This window comes from Intestinimonas massiliensis (ex Afouda et al. 2020) (assembly GCF_900626285.1).
In the GTDB taxonomy this organism is placed as follows: domain Bacteria; phylum Bacillota; class Clostridia; order Oscillospirales; family Oscillospiraceae; genus Flavonifractor; species Flavonifractor massiliensis_A.
The window spans coordinates 1,567,954-1,589,610 of record NZ_LR131147.1; the positions used below are offsets into that span (position 1 = coordinate 1,567,954).

At 62.2% G+C, this 21,657-nt stretch carries 17 protein-coding genes and 1 pseudogene; 9 read left to right on the forward strand and 9 right to left on the reverse strand.

All coding sequences use genetic code 11. From position 1 onward, the window contains the following. Positions 1-7: 7 nt before the first annotated feature. The 3 genes from E0E41_RS07985 to E0E41_RS07995 form a co-directional block, all read right to left on the reverse strand. The gene (locus E0E41_RS07985; RefSeq protein ID WP_130869445.1) at positions 8-1,465 is read right to left on the reverse strand and encodes a sensor histidine kinase; all 1,458 of its coding nucleotides are present in this window, start codon (positions 1,463-1,465) and stop codon (positions 8-10) included. Continuing rightward, positions 1,462-2,157 carry a response regulator transcription factor gene (locus E0E41_RS07990; RefSeq protein ID WP_130869446.1) on the reverse strand — a complete coding sequence of 232 codons (696 nt, stop codon included), beginning with the start codon at positions 2,155-2,157 and terminating at the stop codon, positions 1,462-1,464. The genes E0E41_RS07985 and E0E41_RS07990 overlap by 4 nt, the downstream gene beginning before the upstream one ends. Before the next feature lie 101 nt (positions 2,158-2,258). After that, positions 2,259-3,434, reverse strand: coding sequence for a cation diffusion facilitator family transporter (locus E0E41_RS07995; protein WP_130869447.1), 1,176 nt, complete (start codon positions 3,432-3,434; stop codon positions 2,259-2,261). A gap of 187 nt (positions 3,435-3,621) precedes the next feature. Here E0E41_RS07995 and E0E41_RS08000 point away from each other — a divergent pair, with 187 nt between their 5' ends. The 4 genes from E0E41_RS08000 (at position 3,622) to E0E41_RS08015 (ending at position 8,642) form a co-directional block, all read left to right on the forward strand. Then, entirely contained in the window at positions 3,622-5,058 is a 1,437-nt protein-coding gene (locus tag E0E41_RS08000) for a sigma-54 interaction domain-containing protein (protein WP_242623730.1), read from the forward strand. 322 nt (positions 5,059-5,380) lie between these two features. After that, positions 5,381-6,220 (forward strand): 3-keto-5-aminohexanoate cleavage protein, encoded by an 840-nt coding sequence (locus tag E0E41_RS08005; protein ID WP_130869448.1) that lies wholly within the window; start codon positions 5,381-5,383, stop codon positions 6,218-6,220. A 16-nt stretch (positions 6,221-6,236) separates the two neighbouring features. Continuing rightward, complete coding sequence (locus E0E41_RS08010) at positions 6,237-7,175, forward strand: 3-hydroxyacyl-CoA dehydrogenase family protein (RefSeq protein ID WP_130869449.1); 939 nt, start codon at positions 6,237-6,239, stop codon at positions 7,173-7,175. Positions 7,176-7,247: 72 nt separating this feature from the next. Next, positions 7,248-8,642 (forward strand): TIGR00366 family protein, encoded by a 1,395-nt coding sequence (locus tag E0E41_RS08015; protein WP_130869450.1) that lies wholly within the window; start codon positions 7,248-7,250, stop codon positions 8,640-8,642. Between the two features lie 74 nt (positions 8,643-8,716). Here E0E41_RS08015 and feoB read toward each other — a convergent pair whose 3' ends face one another. Then, complete coding sequence (gene feoB / locus E0E41_RS08020; protein WP_242623731.1) at positions 8,717-10,801, reverse strand: ferrous iron transport protein B; 2,085 nt, start codon at positions 10,799-10,801, stop codon at positions 8,717-8,719. Next, positions 10,792-11,034: a FeoA family protein gene (locus E0E41_RS08025; RefSeq protein ID WP_130869452.1), complete on the reverse strand. Its 243-nt coding sequence runs from the start codon at positions 11,032-11,034 to the stop codon at positions 10,792-10,794. Before E0E41_RS08025 ends, feoB begins: the two co-directional genes overlap by 10 nt. A 215-nt stretch (positions 11,035-11,249) precedes the next feature. On the opposite strand from E0E41_RS08025, the gene E0E41_RS08030 reads away from it, so the two are divergent. Further along, positions 11,250-12,611 carry an MATE family efflux transporter gene (locus E0E41_RS08030; RefSeq protein ID WP_130869453.1) on the forward strand — a complete coding sequence of 454 codons (1,362 nt, stop codon included), beginning with the start codon at positions 11,250-11,252 and terminating at the stop codon, positions 12,609-12,611. Here the strand turns inward: E0E41_RS08030 and E0E41_RS08035 are convergent. After that, a pseudogene (locus E0E41_RS08035) lies at positions 12,566-12,688 on the reverse strand (sigma factor-like helix-turn-helix DNA-binding protein); the annotation flags it as partial. The gene E0E41_RS08030 and the pseudogene E0E41_RS08035 sit on opposite strands and share 46 nt — an antisense overlap. An 81-nt stretch (positions 12,689-12,769) precedes the next feature. After that, a complete protein-coding gene (locus tag E0E41_RS08040; protein ID WP_130869454.1) occupies positions 12,770-14,935 on the reverse strand; it encodes a vitamin B12-dependent ribonucleotide reductase in 2,166 nt (721 codons plus the stop codon). A 146-nt stretch (positions 14,936-15,081) separates the two neighbouring features. On the opposite strand from E0E41_RS08040, the gene E0E41_RS08045 reads away from it, so the two are divergent. The 3 genes from E0E41_RS08045 (at position 15,082) to E0E41_RS08055 (ending at position 18,776) form a co-directional block, all read left to right on the forward strand. Next, on the forward strand, positions 15,082-16,035 hold the full coding sequence (locus E0E41_RS08045; protein ID WP_130869455.1) for a CPBP family intramembrane glutamic endopeptidase: 954 nt from the start codon (positions 15,082-15,084) through the stop codon (positions 16,033-16,035). 77 nt (positions 16,036-16,112) lie between these two features. Then, positions 16,113-17,219 (forward strand): glycosyltransferase family 4 protein, encoded by a 1,107-nt coding sequence (locus tag E0E41_RS08050; protein ID WP_130869456.1) that lies wholly within the window; start codon positions 16,113-16,115, stop codon positions 17,217-17,219. A 21-nt stretch (positions 17,220-17,240) separates the two neighbouring features. Then, a complete protein-coding gene (locus E0E41_RS08055; RefSeq protein ID WP_130869457.1) occupies positions 17,241-18,776 on the forward strand; it encodes an O-antigen ligase family protein in 1,536 nt (511 codons plus the stop codon). A 47-nt stretch (positions 18,777-18,823) separates the two neighbouring features. On the opposite strand, the gene E0E41_RS08060 is transcribed toward E0E41_RS08055, so the two are convergent. Next, a complete protein-coding gene (locus E0E41_RS08060) occupies positions 18,824-20,239 on the reverse strand; it encodes an AAA family ATPase (RefSeq protein ID WP_130869458.1) in 1,416 nt (471 codons plus the stop codon). A gap of 180 nt (positions 20,240-20,419) precedes the next feature. Here E0E41_RS08060 and E0E41_RS08065 point away from each other — a divergent pair, with 180 nt between their 5' ends. Beyond that, on the forward strand, positions 20,420-21,394 hold the full coding sequence (locus tag E0E41_RS08065) for an Ig-like domain-containing protein (RefSeq protein WP_130869459.1): 975 nt from the start codon (positions 20,420-20,422) through the stop codon (positions 21,392-21,394). Between the two features lie 43 nt (positions 21,395-21,437). Here the strand turns inward: E0E41_RS08065 and E0E41_RS08070 are convergent, their stop codons facing one another. Beyond that, positions 21,438-21,629: a hypothetical protein gene (locus tag E0E41_RS08070; RefSeq protein WP_130869460.1), complete on the reverse strand. Its 192-nt coding sequence runs from the start codon at positions 21,627-21,629 to the stop codon at positions 21,438-21,440. Between the last annotated feature and the right edge of the window lie 28 nt (positions 21,630-21,657).

Below are 21,657 nucleotides of genomic sequence, written 5' to 3' on the forward strand. Positions count from 1 at the left end.
TTCCCCCTTACGCCAGGGTCAGGGTGAATACGAATTCGGTCACACCGTCCTGGCTGGTTACGGTAATGTTTTCCTTGTGGTTGTTCAGAATGGTCTTGACGATATACAGGCCCAGGCCCACGCCCTCCCGGTCCACGCTGCGGGATTTGTCGCTCTTGTGGAACCGGTCAAAGATCATGGCCAGTTCGTCCGGCGGGATGGTCTGACCATGATTGCGCACCGCCACATGGGCCTTGCCGCTCTTGGTGGTGATGGAGATGCCCATGGTGCTCCCCTCGTCGGAGAACTTGATGGCGTTGTCCAGCAGGTTGTAGCACACCTGAGTGATGGCGTCCGGATCACCCCACACCATCACCGGGGCGTCGGGCAGCTGGGTGTCCACGTCCAGGTGCCGGGAGTTGATCTTGGTCTCCAGGCTCACCAGCACCCGCAGCATCACCTCGGACACGTCAAACTGCTCCTGAGCGGTGACGTTCTCGGCGGACTGGAGCCGGGACAGATCCAGCATCCGCCGCACCAGCCGGGACAGCCGCCGGGTCTCGGAGGAGATGGTCTGGAGGGCGGCCCGCTCCTTGTCCGGCGGGATGGTGCCGTCCAGGATGCCGTCGGAGAAGCCGGCGATGGTGGTCATGGGTGTTTTCAGCTCGTGGGAGATGTTGGCCACAAACTCCGAGCGCCGCTCCTCACTCTTGGAGATGGAGTCCGCCATGGCGTTGAAGGCCTCGGCCAGCTCTCCCACCTCGTCCTTCCGGTCCTCGTAGCCCTTGACCCGCACCTCATACTCCCCGTGTCCGAATTTGCGGGCGGTCTCGGCGATCTCCTTCAGCGGCTTGGTCTGCCGCAGGGAGGTCACCGAGCTGGTGAGGAAGGCGATGCACAGCACCACGACGGCGGTAAAGAAGAAGATGGAGGTAAAGGCCCGCCACAGCTCGGTGAGGCTGGAGGCCTCTGCCGCCACATAGGCCACGCCCACCACGCTCTGCTGGGTCTGGCCGCTGGACAGGTTCACCGTCTTGACCGTAATGGGCGTACCCGCCACATAGCGTTTTTCCGGGAAAAAGCCTCCCAGGTCGCTCATGCCGGTGTAGTCGCCGTTCTGGCTCATCTGATCCACTACAGACTGGGGCAGGTAGCTGCCCGCCAGCTCCTGGTAGCCCTTTACGGTGGCGCCATCGGTGGAGACCACCATCTGGCCGTCCGGCTCGGTGATGAGCACCACCGCGTCGGAGATCTGGGCGATGGTGGCGATCATGGCAATATACACGTCGTCCTCCACACCCAGCCCCAGGGAGCGGGACTTGGCGGTAAAGTTGGCCACGTAGTTGGCGTTGCGCTCCATGGATTCCCTGGTCTGGCGGATGGTATACCGGTAGGACAGGGTAAAGAAGGCAGTGCCCAGCAGCGCGAAGGAGATGAGGATCATCCCGGCAGTGAGGACAAACTGCCGCTTATACAGGCTTTTCATCCGCCGGTCACAACCTCGAACTTATAGCCCACGCCCCACACGGTCTTGAGGGACCACTGATCGCTGACGCCCTCCAGCTTCTCCCGCAGGCGCTTGATGTGGACGTCCACCGTCCGGGAATCGCCGAAGTAGTCAAAGCCCCACACCTCATCCAGCAGCTGGTTGCGGGTAAAGACCCGGTTGGGGGAGGCGGCCAGGTGGTACAGAAGCTCCAGCTCCTTGGGGGGCGTGTCGATCCGCTTGCCGTCCACCAGCAGCTCATAGGAGTCCAGGTTGATGACCAGCTTGTCGAAGGTCAGCTTCTTCTCTCCGCCGCCGTTCTCGTCCCCGCCGAAGCGGCGAAGCACGGCGTGGATGCGGGCCAGTACTTCCTTCATCTCAAAGGGCTTGACAATGTAGTCGTCGGCGCCCCCCTCCAGGCCGGCCACCTTGTCCTGGGTCTCACCCTTGGCGGTGAGCATGATGACCGGGGTCTTGTCGTTCTCCCGGATCTTTTTCAGCACCGACCAGCCGTCCATCACGGGCAGCATGATGTCCAGCAGCACCAGGTCCGGGTGGAAGGAGCGGAACAGCTCCACGCCCTTTCCGCCGTCTCCGGCAACCGCCGTTTCAAAGCCCTCCTTCTCCAGATAGAGGTGGAGCAGCTCCGCGATGTTGGACTCATCTTCCACGATGAGCACTTTCTTTGCCATAATGCACCGTCCTTTTCCTGTTCTTTCCTCAATGCGGCAATATAATAAATGTATTATAATCCTTTTTTCCGGGATTGGGGTGAATATTTTGTGAATGCGCCCTATTCCGCCGTCACATAGGCCCGGTCCAGCTGCAGCACCGCGTAATAGTTCGGATCCAGCGTCCGCACTTTCTCCGTGATCTGCCGGACGATCTCCTGGTCAGACAGCTTGCAGCTGTGAGGCACCACTACATCAAAGATCAGGTTGGTGTGCTGGGGGCCCCGGGTGACCCGGAAATCGTGGATGGTCATACCGGCGTCCAGCTCCTTCACCAGCCCCCGCACCTGCTCCCGCAGGCGGTTGACCTCCTCATCCTCGGTGGCGATGGGATCCATGTGCACCGTGGTCTCCACCCCGAATTTCTGGTAAATCTCCCGCTCGATGTGGTCGATGGCGTCGTGGGCCTCCATAATGTCGTCGCTCTGGGGCACCTCGGCGTGGAAGGAACACATCCGACGGCCGGGACCGTAGTCGTGGATCACCAGATCGTGCATTCCCACCACCTGCTTGTGGCTCATCACCAGCTCCTGGATCTGCTTCACCAGGACAGGGTCGGGGGCGCTGCCCAGCAGGGGATCCAGGGTATCCTTGGCCGCGCCCCAGCCGGCCCGCAGAATGAATACCGCCACCACTACGCCTATCCAGCCGTCAATGCTCACTCCGGTAAAGCCGCCCACCAGGGTGCCCGCCAGTACCGCCGAGGTAGCCACCACATCGGACAGGGAATCGGTGGCAGTGGCCTCCATGGCCGCCGAATCAATACGCTTCCCCAGCTTACGGTTAAACCGGCTCATCCACAGCTTCACCAGGATAGAGACCGCCAGGATAACCACCGACAGCAGGGAAAACTCCACCGGTTCCGGCCGGAGGATCTTCTCGATGGAGCTCTTGCCCAGCTCCACACCCACCATCAGGATCAGCAGAGACACCAGCAGCCCCGCCAGGTACTCAATGCGGCCGTGGCCGAAGGGGTGGCTGTCATCCGCCTTCTGCCCCGCCAGCTTGAAGCCCACCAGGGTGACCACCGAGGAGCCGGCGTCGGACAGGTTGTTGAAGGCGTCGGCCGTCACTGCGATAGAGCCGGTCAGCAGGCCCGCCAGCATTTTCCCCACCGACAGCAGCAGGTTGAGAAAAATACCCACCGCGCCCGACAGGATCCCGTACCGTTCCCGGACCGCAGGCTCCTGCACCTTCTCCCAGTCCGGGATAAAGCGCCGGACCAATCGCTCCGTCATAACACTCATCTCCAAAAAATAGGTTACTTTTGATTATCGCACGTCCAACTCACCGCGTCAAGCGATGCAGCCCCTCCCGCGCCGCGGCTGCGGAAAAATCTTTTGTTGTCCCCTGCCATCTGTGTTATAATTGTATAAATATATAAATAAAAGGCAAAAAACTGTCGTATAAATACAGGAGGACGGGATGGACATGAACGACGCCGCCATCAACACCCCAAAGCCCCCGGAGCTGACGCAGCCCGATTTCCGTGAGATCTGCGAAAACCTGTACGACGGCATCCATGTGACCGACGGCACCGGCACCATCCTTTTCATCAACGAGGCCTATACCCGCACCACCGGCATCCGTCCGGAAGAGCTTGTGGGCCGGAAGGTGTGCGACGTGGAAAAGGAGGGCAAGCTCTACAAGGGCTCGGTCACCGATACCGTGCTGGCCAAGCGCACCCGCATCAATTCAGTGGCCACTATTTTCCCTTTGAATAAAGAGGTTCTGGTCACCGGCACGCCGGTGTTCGCCGAGGACGGCAGCATCAAGATGGTGGTGACCAACACCCGGGACTTTCCCGAGCTCAAGCGTCTGGAACAGCAGCTGCTCACCCTGACCGAAGAGCGTCAGAAGGCGGATGAGGAGCTGGCCTACCTGCGCCAGCAGCAGGCCGGCGGCAAGCAGCTCTACTATCGCAGCCAGGCCATGCGGGAGGTCGTGGAGCTCATCCATACAGTGGCCCCCACCGACGTCACCGTACTTATCACCGGAGAATCGGGCACCGGCAAGGAATTGATTGCCAACGAGATCTACCAGAACAGCAGCCGGAAGGGCAAACCCTTCATCAAGGTCAACTGCGCCGCCATCCCGGCGGAACTGCTGGAATCGGAGCTGTTCGGCTACGAAGAGGGCGCCTTTACCGGTGCCCGCCGCTCCGGCAAAACCGGCATGTTTGAGCTGGCCAACAACGGCGTGCTGCTGTTGGATGAGATCGGCGACATGCCGCTGCCCCTTCAGGCCAAACTGCTGCGGGTCCTCCAGCAGCGGGAGATCATGCGCATCGGCGGCAGCAAGACCATCAAGCTGGATCTTCGGGTCATCGCCTCCACCAATCTGAATCTCCAGGAGGAGGTGCAGGCCGGCCGCTTCCGGGAGGACCTGTACTACCGGCTCAACGTGGTGCCCATCGAGCTCAAGCCTCTGCGGGAGCGGAAAGAGGATATCCCCTACCTGGTGGACCGCTTCTGTGAGGATTTCAGCAAAAAATATGGCAAGGACACCCACATCAGCGCCGCCGGCCTGGACCTGCTGCAGAGCTACCGCTGGCCGGGCAACATCCGGGAGCTGGAAAACCTGCTGGAGCGTATCGTCGTCACCAACTCCGGCGGCATTCTCACCCGGGATGTGGTATACGCCGCGCTGAACCCGGACGGCGGCCATTCCCATCTGCCGTCCTCCGCCTCCGGGACGCTCCGGCAGCAGGTGGCCGAGTTCGAGCGGGAGATCATTCTCCGTGCACTGGAGCGGGAAGGTTCCCTCCGGAAAGCCGCCAAGGTCCTGGGTGTGGATCATTCCACACTGGTCAAGAAATGCCGCACCCTCCAGCTGGGTTCCGCCAAATCATACACTCGGTGAATTTTTTCACCACCCCAGGTGATTTTTTTCACCGTTTTAGATTTTCCTTGATATGTCAGTGTTTTGTGGTTTTTGTCCTCTGAATTTTTACCATTTTCGCCCTTTATTTCCCAGTAATTGCCGGTGATTTTTTTCACCGGCAATTCTTTTTGTCCGGAAGAGCGTACATGTCCGCTTTTCTTTGCGCCCCAGTGCATTCCGGATTATTTTCATGTGCTCTCCATTTTTGGCACGGCATTTGCAGTATAGGGGGATGAACAGAAAAAGAGGCAGGATGTCTTCCGGTATCCCGCTTCGTGTTTAAAAAGGAGATGCGTTTCAAATGGATAAGACCATCATCACCGTAGCTACCACTGGCGCATGGCCCACCAAGGCCAACAACCCCAACGTGCCTATGACCCCCGAGGAGATCGCCGAGGACGTCTATGCCTGCTGGAAGGCCGGCGCTGCCGTCGCCCACCTGCACATGCGTGACGACGAGGGCAAGGGCACCATGGACAAGGCCCGTTTTGCCAAGACCGTGGAGCTGCTGCGTACCAATCACCCCGACTGCGACATCATCCTGAACATGACCACCTCCGGCGACCTGAACGCCACCGATGAGACCCGTCAGGCCCACCTGAAGGAGCTGCGCCCCGAGATGGGCTCCTATGACTGCGGCTCCATGAACTGGCTGCACACCTCCCTGTTCCTGAACCCCCCCAAGTTCCTGGAGGAGCTGGGCCAGAATATGCAGGCCTGGGGCGTGAAGCCCGAGATCGAGGCCTTTGACCCCGGCATGATCGCCAACGCTCAGTACTACCTGAAGAAGGGCGTGCTGAAGGCTCCCCTGCACTTCCAGTTCTGCATGGGCTGCGCCAACGGCATCCCCGGCACCATGAAGAACCTGGTGTTCATGAAGGAGACCATGGAGTCCCTGTGCCCCGGCTCCACCTGGAGCTGCTTCGGCGTGGGTCACTCCGCCATGACCATGCTGTACGGCGCTGTGGCTCTGGGCGGCCACGTCCGTGTGGGTATGGAGGACAACGTCATGTACTCCAAGGGCGTGCTGGCTGAGAGCAACGTCCAGTTCGTGGAGCGCGCCCGCCGCGTGATCGAGGAGTTCGGCAAGAAGGTCGCCACCCCCGACGAGGCCCGTGAGATCCTGAGCCTGAAGAAGTAAGGGGAGGAAGAGAATCATGAAGACCACTCAGAATATCAAGAATATCCTGATCTGCGGCGCCGGCATGATGGGCAAGAACATCGGCTACGTGTTCGCCTCCAACCCCAACTTCAAGGTGGGTATGTACGACCTGTACCCCACCGATGTGGAGGCCGGTATCCGCACCAACACCAAGCAGCTGCTGGAGAAGGGCGTCATCACCGAGGATGAGCTGAACGACCGGCTCTCCCGGATCTCCTTCACCACCGACATCGACAGCGACATCGTCAAGAACGCCGACTTCGTCATCGAGGCCGTGTTCGAGGACATGAAGATCAAGCGTGAGACCTTCGCCAAGCTGGAGGCCCGCTGCGCTGAGGACACCATCTTCTGCACCAACTCCTCCGTCATGAGCCCCAGCGAGATCTCCGCCGAGCTGAAGCACCGTGAGCGCTTCGTGGGTACTCACTTCTGGAACCCCGGCCACCTGATCCCTCTGGTGGAGGTGGTCAAGTCCGACGCCTCCTCCGAGGAGACCGCTCAGACCGTGATGGAAGTCCTGCGCTCCGTGGGCAAGAAGCCCGTGCTGTGCAAGAAGGACGTCCCCGGCTTCATCGCCAACCGGATGCAGCACGCCCTGTGGCGTGAGGCCATCTCCATTGTGGAGCACGGCATCGCCGATGCCGCCACCGTGGACGAGGCTGTGAAGTACTCCTTCGGTCTCCGTCTGCCCCAGCTGGGCCCCATGGAGAACGCCGACATGGTGGGTACCGACCTGACCTACAACATCCACGACTACATCCTCCAGGATCTGGAGGATTCCCACACTCCTTCCCCCCTGCTCAAGCAGCTGCGTGACGAGGGCAAGATCGGCTTCAAGACCGGCGAGGGCTTCCAGAAGTGGACTCCCGAGCAGGTGGCCAAGTCCAACGCCGACCTGAACGAGTACCTCATCCGTATGCTCTACGGCAAATAATTTCCCCGCGCTTTCCGTTCCGTGGGAACGAAAACATATATGAGAGAAGTTTGAGAGAAAGGAAGCGATCCTATGTCCCAGCAACCTCAGACGAAGCGTCTGAAGGGAACTCCTCTGTGGAACCTGAGCAAGAAGTTCAACTTCGCCGCGGAGAAGATCATTCCCGATTCCTTTGTATTCTGCGTCATCCTGATGATCCTGGTGTTCGTCCTGTCCCTGTTCATCGGCAAGGGCCCCGTGGAGCTCCTGCAGGCCTGGTGGGGCGGCCTGAGCAGCCAGTTCACCCTGGCCTTCCAGATGGGCATCATGGTCTGCGTGTGCGCCACCTGCGCCCGCAGCCCCCAGGTCACCAAGCTGCTGAATGCCATGGCCAGCCATGTGCATAACCGCTACACCGCCATCATCATCATGATGATCTTCGGCTATGTGACCTCCATGATCAACTACGCCTTCTGCACCATCGTCACCCCCATCCTGTCCATGCAGCTGGCCAAGCGGGTCAAGGGCCTGCACTTCCCCATGATGGTGGCCGGCGGCTATACCTGCATGATCCTGGGCCAGTGCCTTGGGCCCTCCGCCACTCTGTACTCCAACCTGGCTACCGAGGGCAGCTCCTACGCCGAGATCGTGGGCCACACCATGACGGTACTGGAGACCTGCTACAATCCCCCCAATGTGATCCTGTTCTTCGTGCTGGCCATCGCCTTCATCCTGATCGTGCTGTTCACCCAGCCCGGTGAGGACGAGCTCATTGAGCTGCGGGATGTGGCCACCCAGGCCGACGTGGTCCCCAACGACTACAAGATCACCGAGAAGGCCACTACCTTTGCTCAGCGGATGAACACCTGCAAGCCCGTCATGTGGATCGTGGGCGTCTTCATCTTCGCCAACATCATTTACGACTTCGCCACCAAGGGCTTCTTCGGCGCCCTGAACATGAACCTGGTTATCTTCCTGTTCGTGGGCATCAACTGCTTCCTGTTCCCCCAGCCCAGCGCCTGGATCACCGCTCACGCCGACTCCATGCACCTGGCTACCGACATCATCATGCAGTTCCCCTTCTACGGCGCCATCATGGGCATGATGTACATCGAGGGCGGCCTGGGCTCCGTGCTGATCAGCGCCATTACTTCCGTGGCTACTGCTCACACCCTGCCCATCTTCACCTTCCTGTCCGCCTGCCTGGTCAACTGCTTCATCCCCTCTCAGGGCGGTCAGTTCACCGTTCAGGGTCCTCTGATTGTGCAGACCGTGCAGAACATCCAGGGTGCCGACCTGGCTACCTGCCTGAACGCTTTCGTGCTGGGCGACGAGTGCACCAACCTGCTGCAGCCTCTGTATGTCATCCCCGCTCTGTCCGTGGTTGGCATGAAGCTGAAGGATGTGTGGGGCTTCATGGCCTTCATCTGTGTGTTCTGGATCATCATCACCTGCTTGGGCCTGTATTTCATCCCCCTGTTTATCTGACACCCTTTTGTTCCCTATTTCCCATAAAAGACGAGGTCCGCTGTGGATTCCACAGCGGACCTCGTCTTTCTTGTTCATACCAGATGGAGCAGCCGGGCGGCCGTTGCCACACAGAAGCACAGGGCCATCCCCACCCCCGTGGGCAGCAGGATCCCCAGCAGGGTCCATCTGACGCTGCCGCTCTCCTTGGCAATGGAAATGCAGGTGGTGGAACAGGGCCAGTGGAACAGGGAGAACAGCAGGGTACACACCGCCGTCAGCCAGGTCCAGCCGTGGTCCGTCAGCAGCTGATGGAGGGCCCCCAGCCCCTCCATCTCCTGAATGGTGCCGGTGGAGAGGTAGGCCATGATGGCGATGGGAATGACGATCTCATTGGCGGGAAAGCCCAGAATAAAGGCCGCCAGAATCACCCCGTCCAGCCCCAGCAGCCGGGCAAAGGGATCCAGAAATCCGGTGACGTGATCCAGCACGCTCAGCTCCCCCACCGTCACATTGGCGCACAGCCAGATCACCAGTCCCGCCGGGGCGGCCACCGCCGCCGCCCGGCCCAGCACGAAAATGGTGCGGTCCAGGATGGAGCGGAGAATGACCTGCCCCACTCTGGGACGCCGGTAGGGGGGCAGCTCCAGGGTAAAGGAGGAGGGCACCCCCTTGAGAACGGTGGCAGAGAGCAGGCGGGAAATCTGGAAGGTGGCCAGCACCCCCAGCAGAATGACCCCCGTCAGCAGCAGGGCGGCGGACAATCCCGCCCACGCGCCTCCCTCCGCCCCCACAAAAAACATGGTGATGACGGCAATGAGGGTGGGGAACCGGCCGTTACAGGGCACAAAGCTGTTGGTGAGGATGGCGATGAGCCGCTCCCGGGGGGAGTCGATGATCCGGCAGCCCACCACCCCCGCGGCGTTGCAGCCGAAACCCATGCACATGGTCAGGGCCTGCTTGCCGCAGGCCCTGGCCTTCTGGAAGGCGTGGTCCAGCAGGAAGGCCACCCGGGGCAGGTAGCCGAAATCCTCCAGCAGGGTGAACAGGGGGAAGAAGATGGCCATGGGGGGCAGCATGACGCTGATCACCCAGGCCAGCACCCGGTATACCCCCAGCACCAGGGCCCCGTGGAGCCACGCCGGGGCTCCCAGCCATACAAACAGCTCGCTCAAGCGGTCCTGGACCCAGAACAGGGCGCCGGACAGCAGGGCCGAGGGATAGTTGGCCCCCTGGATGGTGAGCCAAAGCACCCCCGCCAGCAGCAGGATCATCAGGGGCACGGCGGTGGCCCGATGGGTCAGGAGCCGGTCCAGCCGCCGGTCCCGGTCCTCCACCGGGTCCCGCCGGGCGGTCACCGCCGCCCGGGCCGCCCCTCTGGCCGCTTCCAGCAGAGCGGATACCAGCACGCCGTTGAGCTCCGCCGGGTCCAGCCCCTGGTGGGCCAGCGCCTCCCGGGCCTCAATTACCGCCCTCCATACCTCGTTGTCCTTTCTGGGGTCCCAGTCCAGGGCGGCGGACAGGGCGTCCAGCAGGGAGCCGTCCCCCTCCAGCAGCCGCAGCGCCGTCCAGCGGGCAGGCAGCCGCCCTTTCAGCCTCCGTCCCAGCAGAGGCGTCAGGGTGGCCACGGCAAACTCCACCGGCGGCGGATAGCGCACCGCCAGGGGCTTCGGCGGCTTTTCCAGCACCGATTCCACCTGGTCCAGCAGCTGGTCCAACCCTTGTCCCCGTCCGGCGCAGGTCCCCACCGCCGGCACCCCCAGCCGGCGGGACAGCTCCTCCAGATCCACCCGGACCCCCTTGCGCTCCGCCTCATCCAGCAGGTTGACGCACACCACAGTGCGGGGCTGGAGCTCCAGCACCTGGAGGACCAGGTTCAGGTTGCGCTCCAGGCAGGTGGCGTCGCATACCACCACCGCTCCGTCTGCTCCGCCGAAGCAGAAAAAGTCCCGGGCCACCTCCTCTTCCGGCGAATGGGCCATCAGAGAATAAGTACCGGGCAGGTCCACCAGCACATAGTCCATCCCCCTGTGCCGGCACCGCCCCCGGGCAGTAGCCACCGTCTTGCCCGGCCAGTTTCCCGTGTGCTGATGCAGGCCTGTCAGGGCATTGAACACGGTGGATTTGCCCACGTTGGGATTGCCTGCCAGGGCAATCACCCGTTCCCGGTCTAGTTCCACGGCCCGCCTCCCAGCCGGACCTCCGCCGCGTCCCTGCACCGGATTGCGATGACCGCCCCCCGGATCAGATAGGCCGCCGGATCTCCGGCAGGACTGACCGCTGTGCAGGTGACGGTGGTGCCGGGTACCAGGCCCAGATCAAACAGCCGCCGGCGCATGGCGCTCTCACCCTCCACGCCGGCCACCACACCGCTCTCTCCCACCCGGAGGGTGTTGAGAAAACCACTGTTCATATCAGATCCATCTCCTTGTCAGAGGTATGGGAAGTTTCTTTTCCGCACCACATCCTATGGCTGTTCCTGTCCAACGGTGCGCAAAAAATTCGTTATTCCGTCAATTGTGTATTGACTAACATTTTTGATTGCTTTAGAATAGGAAGTTGCTCAAATGGATCCGATTGCGGCCGCAGCAGTATGCTGCGGTTCTATTTTGTATCAGGAGGCAGTTCATGTCACAAGTAAGCGAGAACAAAATGGGGACCATGCCGATCAAAAAACTGGTCCTCTCCATGTCCCTTCCCATGATGATCTCCATGCTGGTCCAGGCCCTCTACAATGTGGTGGACAGCTATTTCGTGGCCAAGGTCAGCGAGGACGCCCTCACGGCTGTTGGTATGGCTTTCCCGTTCCAGAACCTGATGATCGCCGTTTCGGTGGGCACCGGCGTAGGCGTCAACGCCCTGCTCTCCCGCAGCCTGGGCGCCAGAGATCAGGAGACCGCCAACCGCTCGGCGGAAAACGGCGTGCTGCTGGCGATCCTCAGCTCCCTGGTATTCATGGCGGTGGCCCTGCTGTTTGCCCGGCCTTTCTTCGAGCTGCAGAAGGCCACGCCGGAGATCGCCCAGCAGGGCGCGGCCTATCTGCGCATCTGCGGCGGTCTGTCCTTCGGCATCTTCCTGGAGGTCATGTTCGAGCGGCTGCTCCAGTCCACAGGCCGCACCTTTTATACCATGATCACCCAGGGCGTAGGCGCCGTCATCAACATCATCATGGATCCGGTGCTCATTTTCGGTGTGGGTCCCTTCCCCCGGATGGGAGTTGCGGGTGCCGCCGCCGCCACCGTGCTGGGACAGATCGTGGCCGCCATCCTGGCCGTGATCTTCAACATCACCCGCAACCACGACATCCAGCCCACCCTGAAGGGGTTCCGGCCCAACGGACATATCATCCGGCAGATCTACAGCGTGGGCATCCCCACCATCGTACTCAACTCCATCAGCTCCATCATGACCTTCGGCATGAACCTGATCCTCATCTCCTTCTCCTCCACGGCGGTGGCGGTGTTCAACGTCTACTTCAAGCTCCAGAGCTTCGTGTTCATGCCGGTGTTCGGTCTGAACAACGGGCTGGTGCCCATCGTCTCCTATAACTACGGCGCCCGGAAGAAAAAGCGGCTTATCGACGCCGTCCGGTTCGGCTCCCTGCTGGCGGTGGGCATCATGCTGGTGGGACTGGCTATCATCCAGCTCTTCCCCGCCCCCATTCTGGGCATCTTCGAGGCCTCGGCCGATATGCTGCGCATCGGCGTGCCCGCCCTGCGCATCATCAGCCTGTGCTTTGTGTTCGCCGGCTTCAACGTGATCTGCTCCTCCACCTTCCAGGCTCTGGGCAACGGCGTGCTGAGCATGATCATCTCCATCGTCCGGCAGCTGGTGGTGCTGCTCCCCGCCGCCATCGACCGGGTAGCCGATGTGGAGCAGGAGATCAAGTCCATGGGCTATGCCACAGAATCCATGGAGAGCATCCGCAAACCCATGGAGAAGGAGGCCCGGACGATCACGTCCCGCACACCCTGCCGGGTGATGCCGTAGTTCTCCGCGATCTCCGCCAGAGACAGGTCCTCATTGTAATAAAGGTCGTAGAACTCCTTCTGTCGGTCGGTCAGCATGTCGCCGTAGAAATCNTTTGTTCTATTGCAAAGAGAAGCAGCAACCGGAGGAGGAGGTCGAGCGGGTGGGCGCGAAAGTGTTTAAGAGAGCCGGGTGGGGGGGGGGGGGGCGGGCTCGTGCCCGCCGCTCTGGGACACCTTGAGCACCTTCTCCAGGGCCTTGGCGATGGCGTCGGGGCAGGAGGTCACCGGCACCCCCGGCTGCCGCAGGCAGGAGGGGCAGCGGATTCCCTTGAGCTGCTGGATGATCTCCTTGGGGTCCATGCCGGAGCGGATGCCCACGCTGACCAGGCGAGCGGTGGCCTCGCTCTGGCTGGGACAGCCGCCGGCCCGGCCGGTGTTGGTGAACACCTCGCAGATGCCGTTCTCATCGTAGTTGACGGTGATATACAGGTTGCCGCAGCCGATGCGCACCTTCTCCGTGAAGCCGGTGGTCACCGCGGGCCGGGGCCGGGGCAGGATGTGGCCGTACTCCTCCTGGGGCACCTGGCACTCCTCGCACACCCGGCCGGTGGGGGCGGGGGCCTCCTTGCCGTCGTTGACCTTGCCGATGTTCAGCACCTGCTCGTTGCGGCTGCCGTCCCGGTAGATGGTGGTGCCCTTGCACCCCAGGGTGAAGGCCAGGCGGTAGACCTCGGCCACCTCCTCCTTGGTGGCGGAGTTGGGGAAGTTCACCGTCTTGCTCACGGCGTTGTCGGTATACTCCTGGAAGGCGGCCTGCATCCGCACGTGCCAGATGGGGGACACGTCGTGGGCGCAGACGAATACCCGCTTGATGTCCTCAGGGATGCCGTCCACGTGGGCCAGGGAGCCCTGCTCCACGATCTTCCGCATCAGCTCCTCGGAGTAGATCCCCGCCTCCACCAGCTTGTCCTTCAGGATCTGGTTGGTCTCGATCAGGTGGGTGTTGTCCATGACGTTGCGGATATAGGCGTAGGCAAACACCGGCTCCACGCCGGAGGACACCCCGGCGATGATGGACAGGGTGCCGGTGGGGGCAATGGTGGTGACGGTGGCGTTGCGGATGGGCTTGCCGTCCTTGAAGATGCTCTGGTCAAAGAGGGGGAAGGCGCCCCGGGCCTCGGCCAGCTTCTCGCTCTCCTGGTGGCCGATGGTGTTGACGGTGTCCATGATCTCCCGGGCCAGGGCCACGCCCTCCTCGCTGTTGTAGGGCACGCCCATGTAGAGCAGCATGTCGGCAAAGCCCATGACGCCCAGGCCGATCTTCCGGGTGGAGCGGGTCATCTGGTCGATCTCGGGCAGGGGGTACTGGTTGACCTCAATGACGTTGTCCAGGAAGTGGACGGCGGTGCGGATGGTCTTTTCCAGCTTGGCCCGGTCCAGCACCCAGCCCGCCACCGTCCTGGTGATGTGGTTGACCAGGTTGATGGAGCCCAGGTTGCAGCTCTCATAGGGCAGCAGGGGCTGCTCGCCGCAGGGGTTGGTGGATTCGATCTCACCCTGACCGGGCACCGCGTTGTCCCGGTTCAGCCGGTCCAGGAAGATGATGCCGGGCTCGCCGGTCTGCCAGGCGGACTGGACGATGGTGTCAAAGACCTCCCTGGCATTGAGCTGGCCGGTGACCCGCCCGGTGGCGGGGTCCACCAGGTCGTACATCTCGTTCTTCCCCGCCGCCTCCATAAAGGCCTCGGTGACGCCCACGGAGATGTTGAAGTTGGTGATCTCGGAGGTGTTGTTCTTGCAGGTGATGAAGTCCATGATGTCGGGATGGTCCACCCGGAGGATGCCCATGTTGGCGCCCCGGCGGGTGCCGCCCTGCTTCACCGCCTCGGTGGCGGCGTTGAACACCTTCATAAAGGAGATGGGGCCGCTGGCCACGCCGCCGGTGGAGTTCACCGTGGAGCCCTTGGGCCGCAGACGGGAGAAGGAGAAGCCGGTGCCGCCGCCGCTCTTGTGGATGAGGGCGGCGTTCTTGATGGCGTCAAAGATATCCTCCATGGAGTCTGCCACCGGCAGCACGAAGCAGGCGGACAGCTGGCCCAGAGGCCGGCCCGCGTTCATCAGGGTGGGGGAATTGGGCAAAAAGTCCAGGTTGGTCATCATCTCGTAAAAGGCCTTGGCGGTGGCTACCACGTCGGCCTTGGGGTCAAAGTGCCGGTCGCCCTCGGCAATGGCGTTGGCCACCCGGTGGAACAGGCCGTCCACCGTCTCAGTGGGGTTTCCCTGCTCATCCCGGGCCAGATAGCGCCGCTCCAGCACCGCCTTGGCGTTTTCAGATATGGGCATATTGTGTCTCTCCTCCCGAAAATTCTACATAGCACAAGATATTGTATCACAGAAACACAGCTTGTCAACATTTAGTTTCTTGCCCGGATACACCTTTCTTGGTATAATAGAGGAAATTTTTCGGACTTTTTGGGGGAGGAAACCCTATGGAAGAGCGGCGTGTCACGCCTGCGGGGCGGCCGGACCCGGGGGAGCTGCGCTCCCACTGCCAATATTTTTCCCGGCTGGGCTGGGCCCTGTTCGCCCAGATGATCGCCATGATCGCCGTACAGGTGGCCGCCTCGGTGCCTGTGGGGCTGCTGGCCCCACATCTGCTGAGGGAGCCTATTTTTCTATGGGTGCTCTCGGTGGTCTCGGTCTACGGGGTGGGCTTTCCCGCCTTCTGTCTGGTGCTGCGGGGCACCTCCGCCCCCCGGCGGCCGGAGCCCCGGCCCATGGAGCCCGCCCGCTTCCTCCAGGCCTATGTGATCTGTCTGTGCCTCATGTATCTGGCCAACTACCTCACCCTGACCCTCACCGGTCTTATCGGCCTGCTGCGGGGGGAGGCGGTGACCAACCCGGTGGAGCAGACGGCAGCCTATCCCACGGCCCTCAATGTGCTGCTGGGCTGTGTCGTCGCCCCGGCGGCGGAGGAGTTCATGTTCCGCAGACTGCTGCTGGACCGGCTGCGGCCCTACGGGGACCGGTTTGCCGTCGTGGCCTCCGCCCTGTGCTTCGGCCTGTTCCACGGCAATCTGAACCAGTACTTTTACGCCTTTGCCATCGGCCTGGTGCTGGGCTATGTGGCCCTGCGCACCGGCCTGATCTGGCAGAACATCCTGCTCCACGCCATGATCAACTTCATCTCCGTGGGGCTGCTCCCGCTGCTGGAGGCCCTGGGGGATCTGGGCACCAGCCTTCTTGCGGTGCTGGTGCTGGGGGCCATTTTCCTGGGCATCGTCTTTCTGGCCGCCCTGCGGCGGGAGCTGCGGTTCGATCCCGGCTCCGTCTCCCTGAGCGCGGGGTGGACGTGGCGGGTGTTTTTTGAAAACCCCGGAATACTCTGCTTCTGCCTGCTGTCCCTGGCCCTGTGCGCCTCCTATCTGCTGCCCGGAGTGTGAAATGCCGGTTGATTTCCCGGGCTGTTTCCTGTAAAATAAGATGCGCTGAATCAATAACAAAAAGGGGGTACCCTTCCATGATGAAGGTGCTCTATCTGCTCAACTTTGCAGGCAAAGCCGGAACGGAACGGTATGTGGAGACCCTGGTGCGCTATCTCTCCCAGGACGGTCTGGTGCAGCCCTTTTTCGCCTATAACGAGGGCGGGCTGCTGGTGGAGCGGCTGGAGGAGATGGGCGTGCCCTGCCAACCGGTGGAGATGCGCCGCCGGTTCGACAAGAAGGCCGCCAAGGAGCTGGCCGCCCTGTGCGAAGAGTGGGATATCGACCTGATCCACTGCCACTACCTGCGGGAGCATTACACCGCCCTGCTGGCCAAGAAGTACAACAAGAAAATCCGGGTGGTGTATACCAACCACTTCGTGCTGGCCAACGACTTCGTCACCCGGCTTTCCAACCGGTTCATGGACAAGAAGCAGGACCAGATGATCGCCGTGTGCAACAAGGGCAAGGAGCAGCTCATCGCCAACGGCTGGAGCGGCGACCGGATCCAGGTGATCTTCAACGCCGTGGACCCGGAGGCCTGGGCGGGTGACCGCTCGGAATCCACCCTGCGGGCCGAGCTGGGCCTGCCGGAGGACCGGTTCGTCATGCTGTGCGCTTCCCGGTTCGCTGACGACAAGGGCCACAAGTATCTGATCGATTCGGTGAAGCGGCTCACCGAGCTGACGGCGGTGCCTTTCACTCTGGTGCTGGCGGGGGACGGCCCCCTGCTGGAGCCCACCAAGGAGCAGGTAAAGGAGCTGGGTCTGGAGGAGCAGGTGAAATTCATCGGTTTCCGCAAGGACATCAAGAACCTGTACAAGGGCTCCGACCTGTATGTCAACTCCTCCCGGCACGAGGCCCTGTCCTTCCTCATCATCGAGGCCATGGCCGCCGGGCTGCCGGTGATCGCCACCGACATGGGGGGCAACTCGGACATCGTCAACGACGAGGCGGGCTGCGGCATGCTGGTGGAGTACGACAACCCCGACTCCATGGCGGTGGCCATGAAGTGCTTCCTGGAGGATCCGGCTTTCACGGCCAAGTGCCGGGAGAACGCCCTGCGGACGGTCCAGGAGAAGTTTGAGATCCACAAGATGGCCAAGGCCACCTACGGCGTCTATGAAAAGGCGCTCCACGACTGATTCCAAGGAGTAAAATTACCCATGTCGATTACAGAAAGCAGTGTTTTTCTGCGGTTTTTTCTGGCCTTCTGGCTGGGCCTGAAAAACGCAGTATCCCACAGCGGCGTCAACGCCCTCTGCCATAAGCTGGAGCGCGGGGTCCGCCGTCTGCTGTCGGGCAGCGTGCTGTGGCACTTTGCCTGGCGGGAGGGCGTGGTGTCAAGGGCCTGGAAGGGCAGCATCGCCTGCCGGCTGTTCACCGCGATCCTCAACATCCCCTGCGCCATTGTGAAGGCCCTCTACAACGTGGGCCGCCCGGTGTGGGAGGCCAGCCTGTTCTGCCGCCTGCTGCGGGCGCTGGGCGGGGCCACCTTCTTCTTCCTGGGTCTGTTCATGCTGGTCATGCTGATGGCCCCCCACGCCCTGTGGAACAACGTGTACGGTCTGCTGGGCGCGGTGGCTCTGACGGCCCTCTTCGTGGTGGGCAGCGCCTCCCGGCGGCAGTACCGGCTGGAGCTTGACACCCTGGGGCCCTATATGACCATCTATATGGCCTTCATCTGCCTGGCCCTGCTGGGCTCCCTGTCCACCCACATGTCCATGCGGTTCTTCGCCTTCCACGTCACCAGCTTCCTGCTGGTGCTGGTGGTGGTGAGCTCCATCCACAAGTACGAGCAGCTCCAGCTCATGGTGTCCCTGGCGGTGCTGGGCCTGTCGGTAGCCGCTCTGTACGGCTGCTACCAGGGCTATGTGGGGGTGGAAGTGGTTCCCTCCCAGCAGGACATGGTGGTCAACGCCGGCATGCCCGGCCGGGTCTATTCCTTCTTCGACAACCCCAACAACTTTGCCGAGCAGTTGGAGATGCTGCTCCCCCTGAATCTGGCCCTCTTCCTCAACTGCCGCTGGCGGGGCAAGCTCCTCAGCTTTATCTCCCTGTGCCTGGGGGTGGCCGCCATCGGCTTCACCTACGGCCGGGCCAGCTGGATCGGACTGACCCTGGCAGTGCTGGTCTTTGTGGCCCTGCTGGACTGGCGGTGGATCCCGGTGCTGCTGGTGCTGGGCGTGGCCGCGCTCCCCTTCCTGCCCGAGACCATCTACAACCGCATCCTCACCATCGGCAACACTCAGGATTCCTCCACCCAGTACCGCTTCACCATCTACGACACCACCGCCAACCTGATGCGGGACTACTGGCTGCGGGGCGTGGGCCTGGGCAGCGACATCATGAAAAAGGTGTTCCAGACCTATCCCACCAACTTTGACGGCTCCTATCCTATCCACACCCACAACAACTACCTGCAGATGTGGGGCGAGGCGGGCATCTGGGGCATCCTGTCCTTCCTGGGCCTGCTGGTGTGGCAGCTGAAGAAGGGCGTCAAGGCCTTCCGGGCCGCCGCCGACCCCCGGGTCAGACGGATGCTGGCCGCCGCTATCGGTGCCTTCTGCGGCATCTGCGTCATCGGCCTGGCGGAGTACACCTGGTTCTATCCCCGGAACATGTTCACCTACTGGTTCCTGTTCGGCGTCATCGCCGCCTGCGTCAAGCTGGTGAAGGCGGACAGGACCGCCAAAGCCTGAAACGAAAGAAACGAGCCCCGCGCCGGACCGGTGCGGGGCTCGTTCTGTCATGTTCCGGCTGCCTCCTTCAGGTCCGCCTGGGTGAGGGCCATCAGAGCCTCCTTGTCCGGCTGCTCCAGGGCGGCCACCCGGTCGGCCTGGCGGGCCACCGCCCGCTCGAACAGGTTGCGCACGTCCCGGGCGTTGCCGAAGTTCTCGTCCCGGTTCTCGTACAGCTCCCGGAGCAGCCCGGCGGCGCAGGCCCTGCCGTCCTCGTCCAGGGTGTAGCCGTTTTTTTCGCACATGGAGCAGAAAATCTCCATCAGCTGCTCCCCGGTGTAGTCGTCAAAGTAGAAGTACTTGTTGAACCGGCTCTCCAGGCCCGGGTTGGCGTGGATGAAGCGGTCCATCAGCTCGGTGTACCCCGCCACGATGACCACCAGATCCGCCCGGTGGTCCTCCATCCCCTTCAGCAGGGTCTCGATGGCCTCCCTGCCGAAGTCGTTGGGGTTGTCCTGGCTGGCCAGGGCGTAGGCCTCGTCGATGAACAGCACGCCGCCCAGGGCCTTCTGAATCACCTCGCCGGTCTTGATGGCGGTCTGGCCCACGAAGCCGGCCACCAGGCCGGAGCGGTCCACCTCCACCAGCTGGCCCTTGGACAGCACCCCCATGGCCCTGTAGATCCCGGCCAGCAGCCGGGCCACCGTGGTCTTGCCGGTGCCCGGATTGCCCATGAACACCAGGTGGAGGCTCAGGGGCGGCACGGGCAGGCCGTGCTCCTGCCGGAGCTTGCGCACCTTCACCAGGTTGATGAGGCTCTTCACATCCGCCTTTACCTTCTCCAGACCGCACAGCCCGTCCAGCTCGGCCAGCAGCTCCTCCAGCGTGGGGGCGGGTTCCTGCTGCTCCTGCTGCTGCTCCTCCTTGGGCTGGGTCTGGGGCGCCTCGGCCGCGGGCGCGGGCCGGGTGACGAAGTCCTTCACATCCAGCGGGGCCTTTTCCCCCTTCAGTCCGTCCCGGTCGCACTGGGCGGACAGGCTGTCGGCGCAGGAGTTGACGAATCCCGCCTCCGCCTCGCTGACCTGGTCGTCCACTGCCGCGAAGAGCAGCAGCATCAGGGTGGTCAGGTCGATGAACCGCCGGGCCAGGCTGCTGCCGGACACCTTATCGCAGGCCCGCATCCGGGCAAAGAAGTCGGGGGCCTTGAAGCCGGGATAGGACAGCACCGCCGAGGACAGCTCCCAGAACAGGATGGAGGGCGCCTGATTGCCCTTGGTGTAGATGGCGTTGTAGTACTCCACGTGGCGGGGGGTGACGGACGCCCCATCCCGCTGCCATACCCCCAGGGCACAGGCCCGGAAAAAGGTGTCCGCCTCCTGGGTGAATCTGGTCCGCAGGGCGGCGTCCGGGATCTGCCGCCGGAAGGCGGTCACCCCCTCGCTGTACTGCTTGTGCACCTCCGCGGCGCTGATGGAGCTTTTCATCCCGCCACACCTCCGTTTTTTACTCCGTTTGCTGTATTATATCCGATTGCGGGCCGTAACGCAAGGCGATGCAAAGTTGACATAAATATTAAAAAACCTTTACATTTTTGCCCCCGCCGTTGACGGATGGCCGCCCCCCGTTGTAAAATAACTTGAGAATGTCGATTGGAGGGATTTCCCATGGCATCCAGACGAAGCAAAGACGACCGGCCCAAGATGATCCACTGTGAATACTGCGGGGAGGATTACTCCTCTACTTATAAGCACTGCCCCTTCTGCGATGAGACGGAACACCAGGACTACGACGACCAGGACGAGTATGAGGACAGCGCCCCCCGCTCCCGGGGCGGCAAGCGGTTAGTCACCAATACCCGCGGCGGCGGCTACGGCGGCGCCCCCTCCCCCCTGCGGATCGTGGGCATCGTCATCTCCCTGGCCCTCATCGTGGCGGCGGTGATCATCGTGGTTTCCATTATCATGCCCCTGGTGAGCAAGGGCCATGCCGAACCCGGCTCCTCCGTCCCGCCGGAGAGCTCCGCTCCGGTGGTGGAATCGGAGACCCCCGGCCCCGAGGATTCCACTCCGCCGGCGGCTGAGTCCCCTGAGAACACCATTCCCGCCGAGCAGACGGCCACCGGCTTTACCCTGAATCAGACGGAGTTCTCCTTCTCTGACCGGTATCCCGACCCCATCACCGTCCAGGTGACCTTCGTACCCGCCGGCTCCACCGGCACCATCACCTGGACCAGCAGCGATCCGTCCATCGTCTCGGTGGATGAGAACGGCAAGGTGAGCCACGGCACCACCCGGGGCAGCGCCACCATCACAGCCTCCATGCCCGGGGCCGCCGACCAGACCATCCTGGTCTACAACCAGGTCACCAGCGGCACCTCCAGCGGCGGCACTTCCACCGGCAGTTCCACCGGCACCCTGTCCCTGAACACCACCGACTTTACCTTCTCGGCCCTCAGCAACCCCTCGGTGCAGATGAAGGTGAACGGCACCTCCTCCACCCCCACCTGGTCCATCGGCAACACCGCCGTGGCCACCATCTCCGCCAGCGGCGTGGTAAAGCCGGTGGGACACGGCACCACCACCATCACCTGCACGGTGGACGGCCAGACCCTGACCTGCATCGTCCGCTGCACATTCTGAGACAGACAAAAAGAACCGGCTCCCATGGGAGCCGGTTCTTTTTTTACACAAACTCGTAGTCGGCGAACTTATCTTCGCCCTGCTTGTTGTCCTTGGTCTCACCCACGAAGGTGCCCATCACCTTGCAGTCCGGGCAGTACCCGAAATCGGGATCGGAGGCGAATTCCAACTCATAGCGGAATTTCTTTCCGCACTTCGGACATTCATAGAAAAAGTAATAGGTTCCCCAGGTCATGGCTGCGCGCCGCCTTTCTCCTTAATTT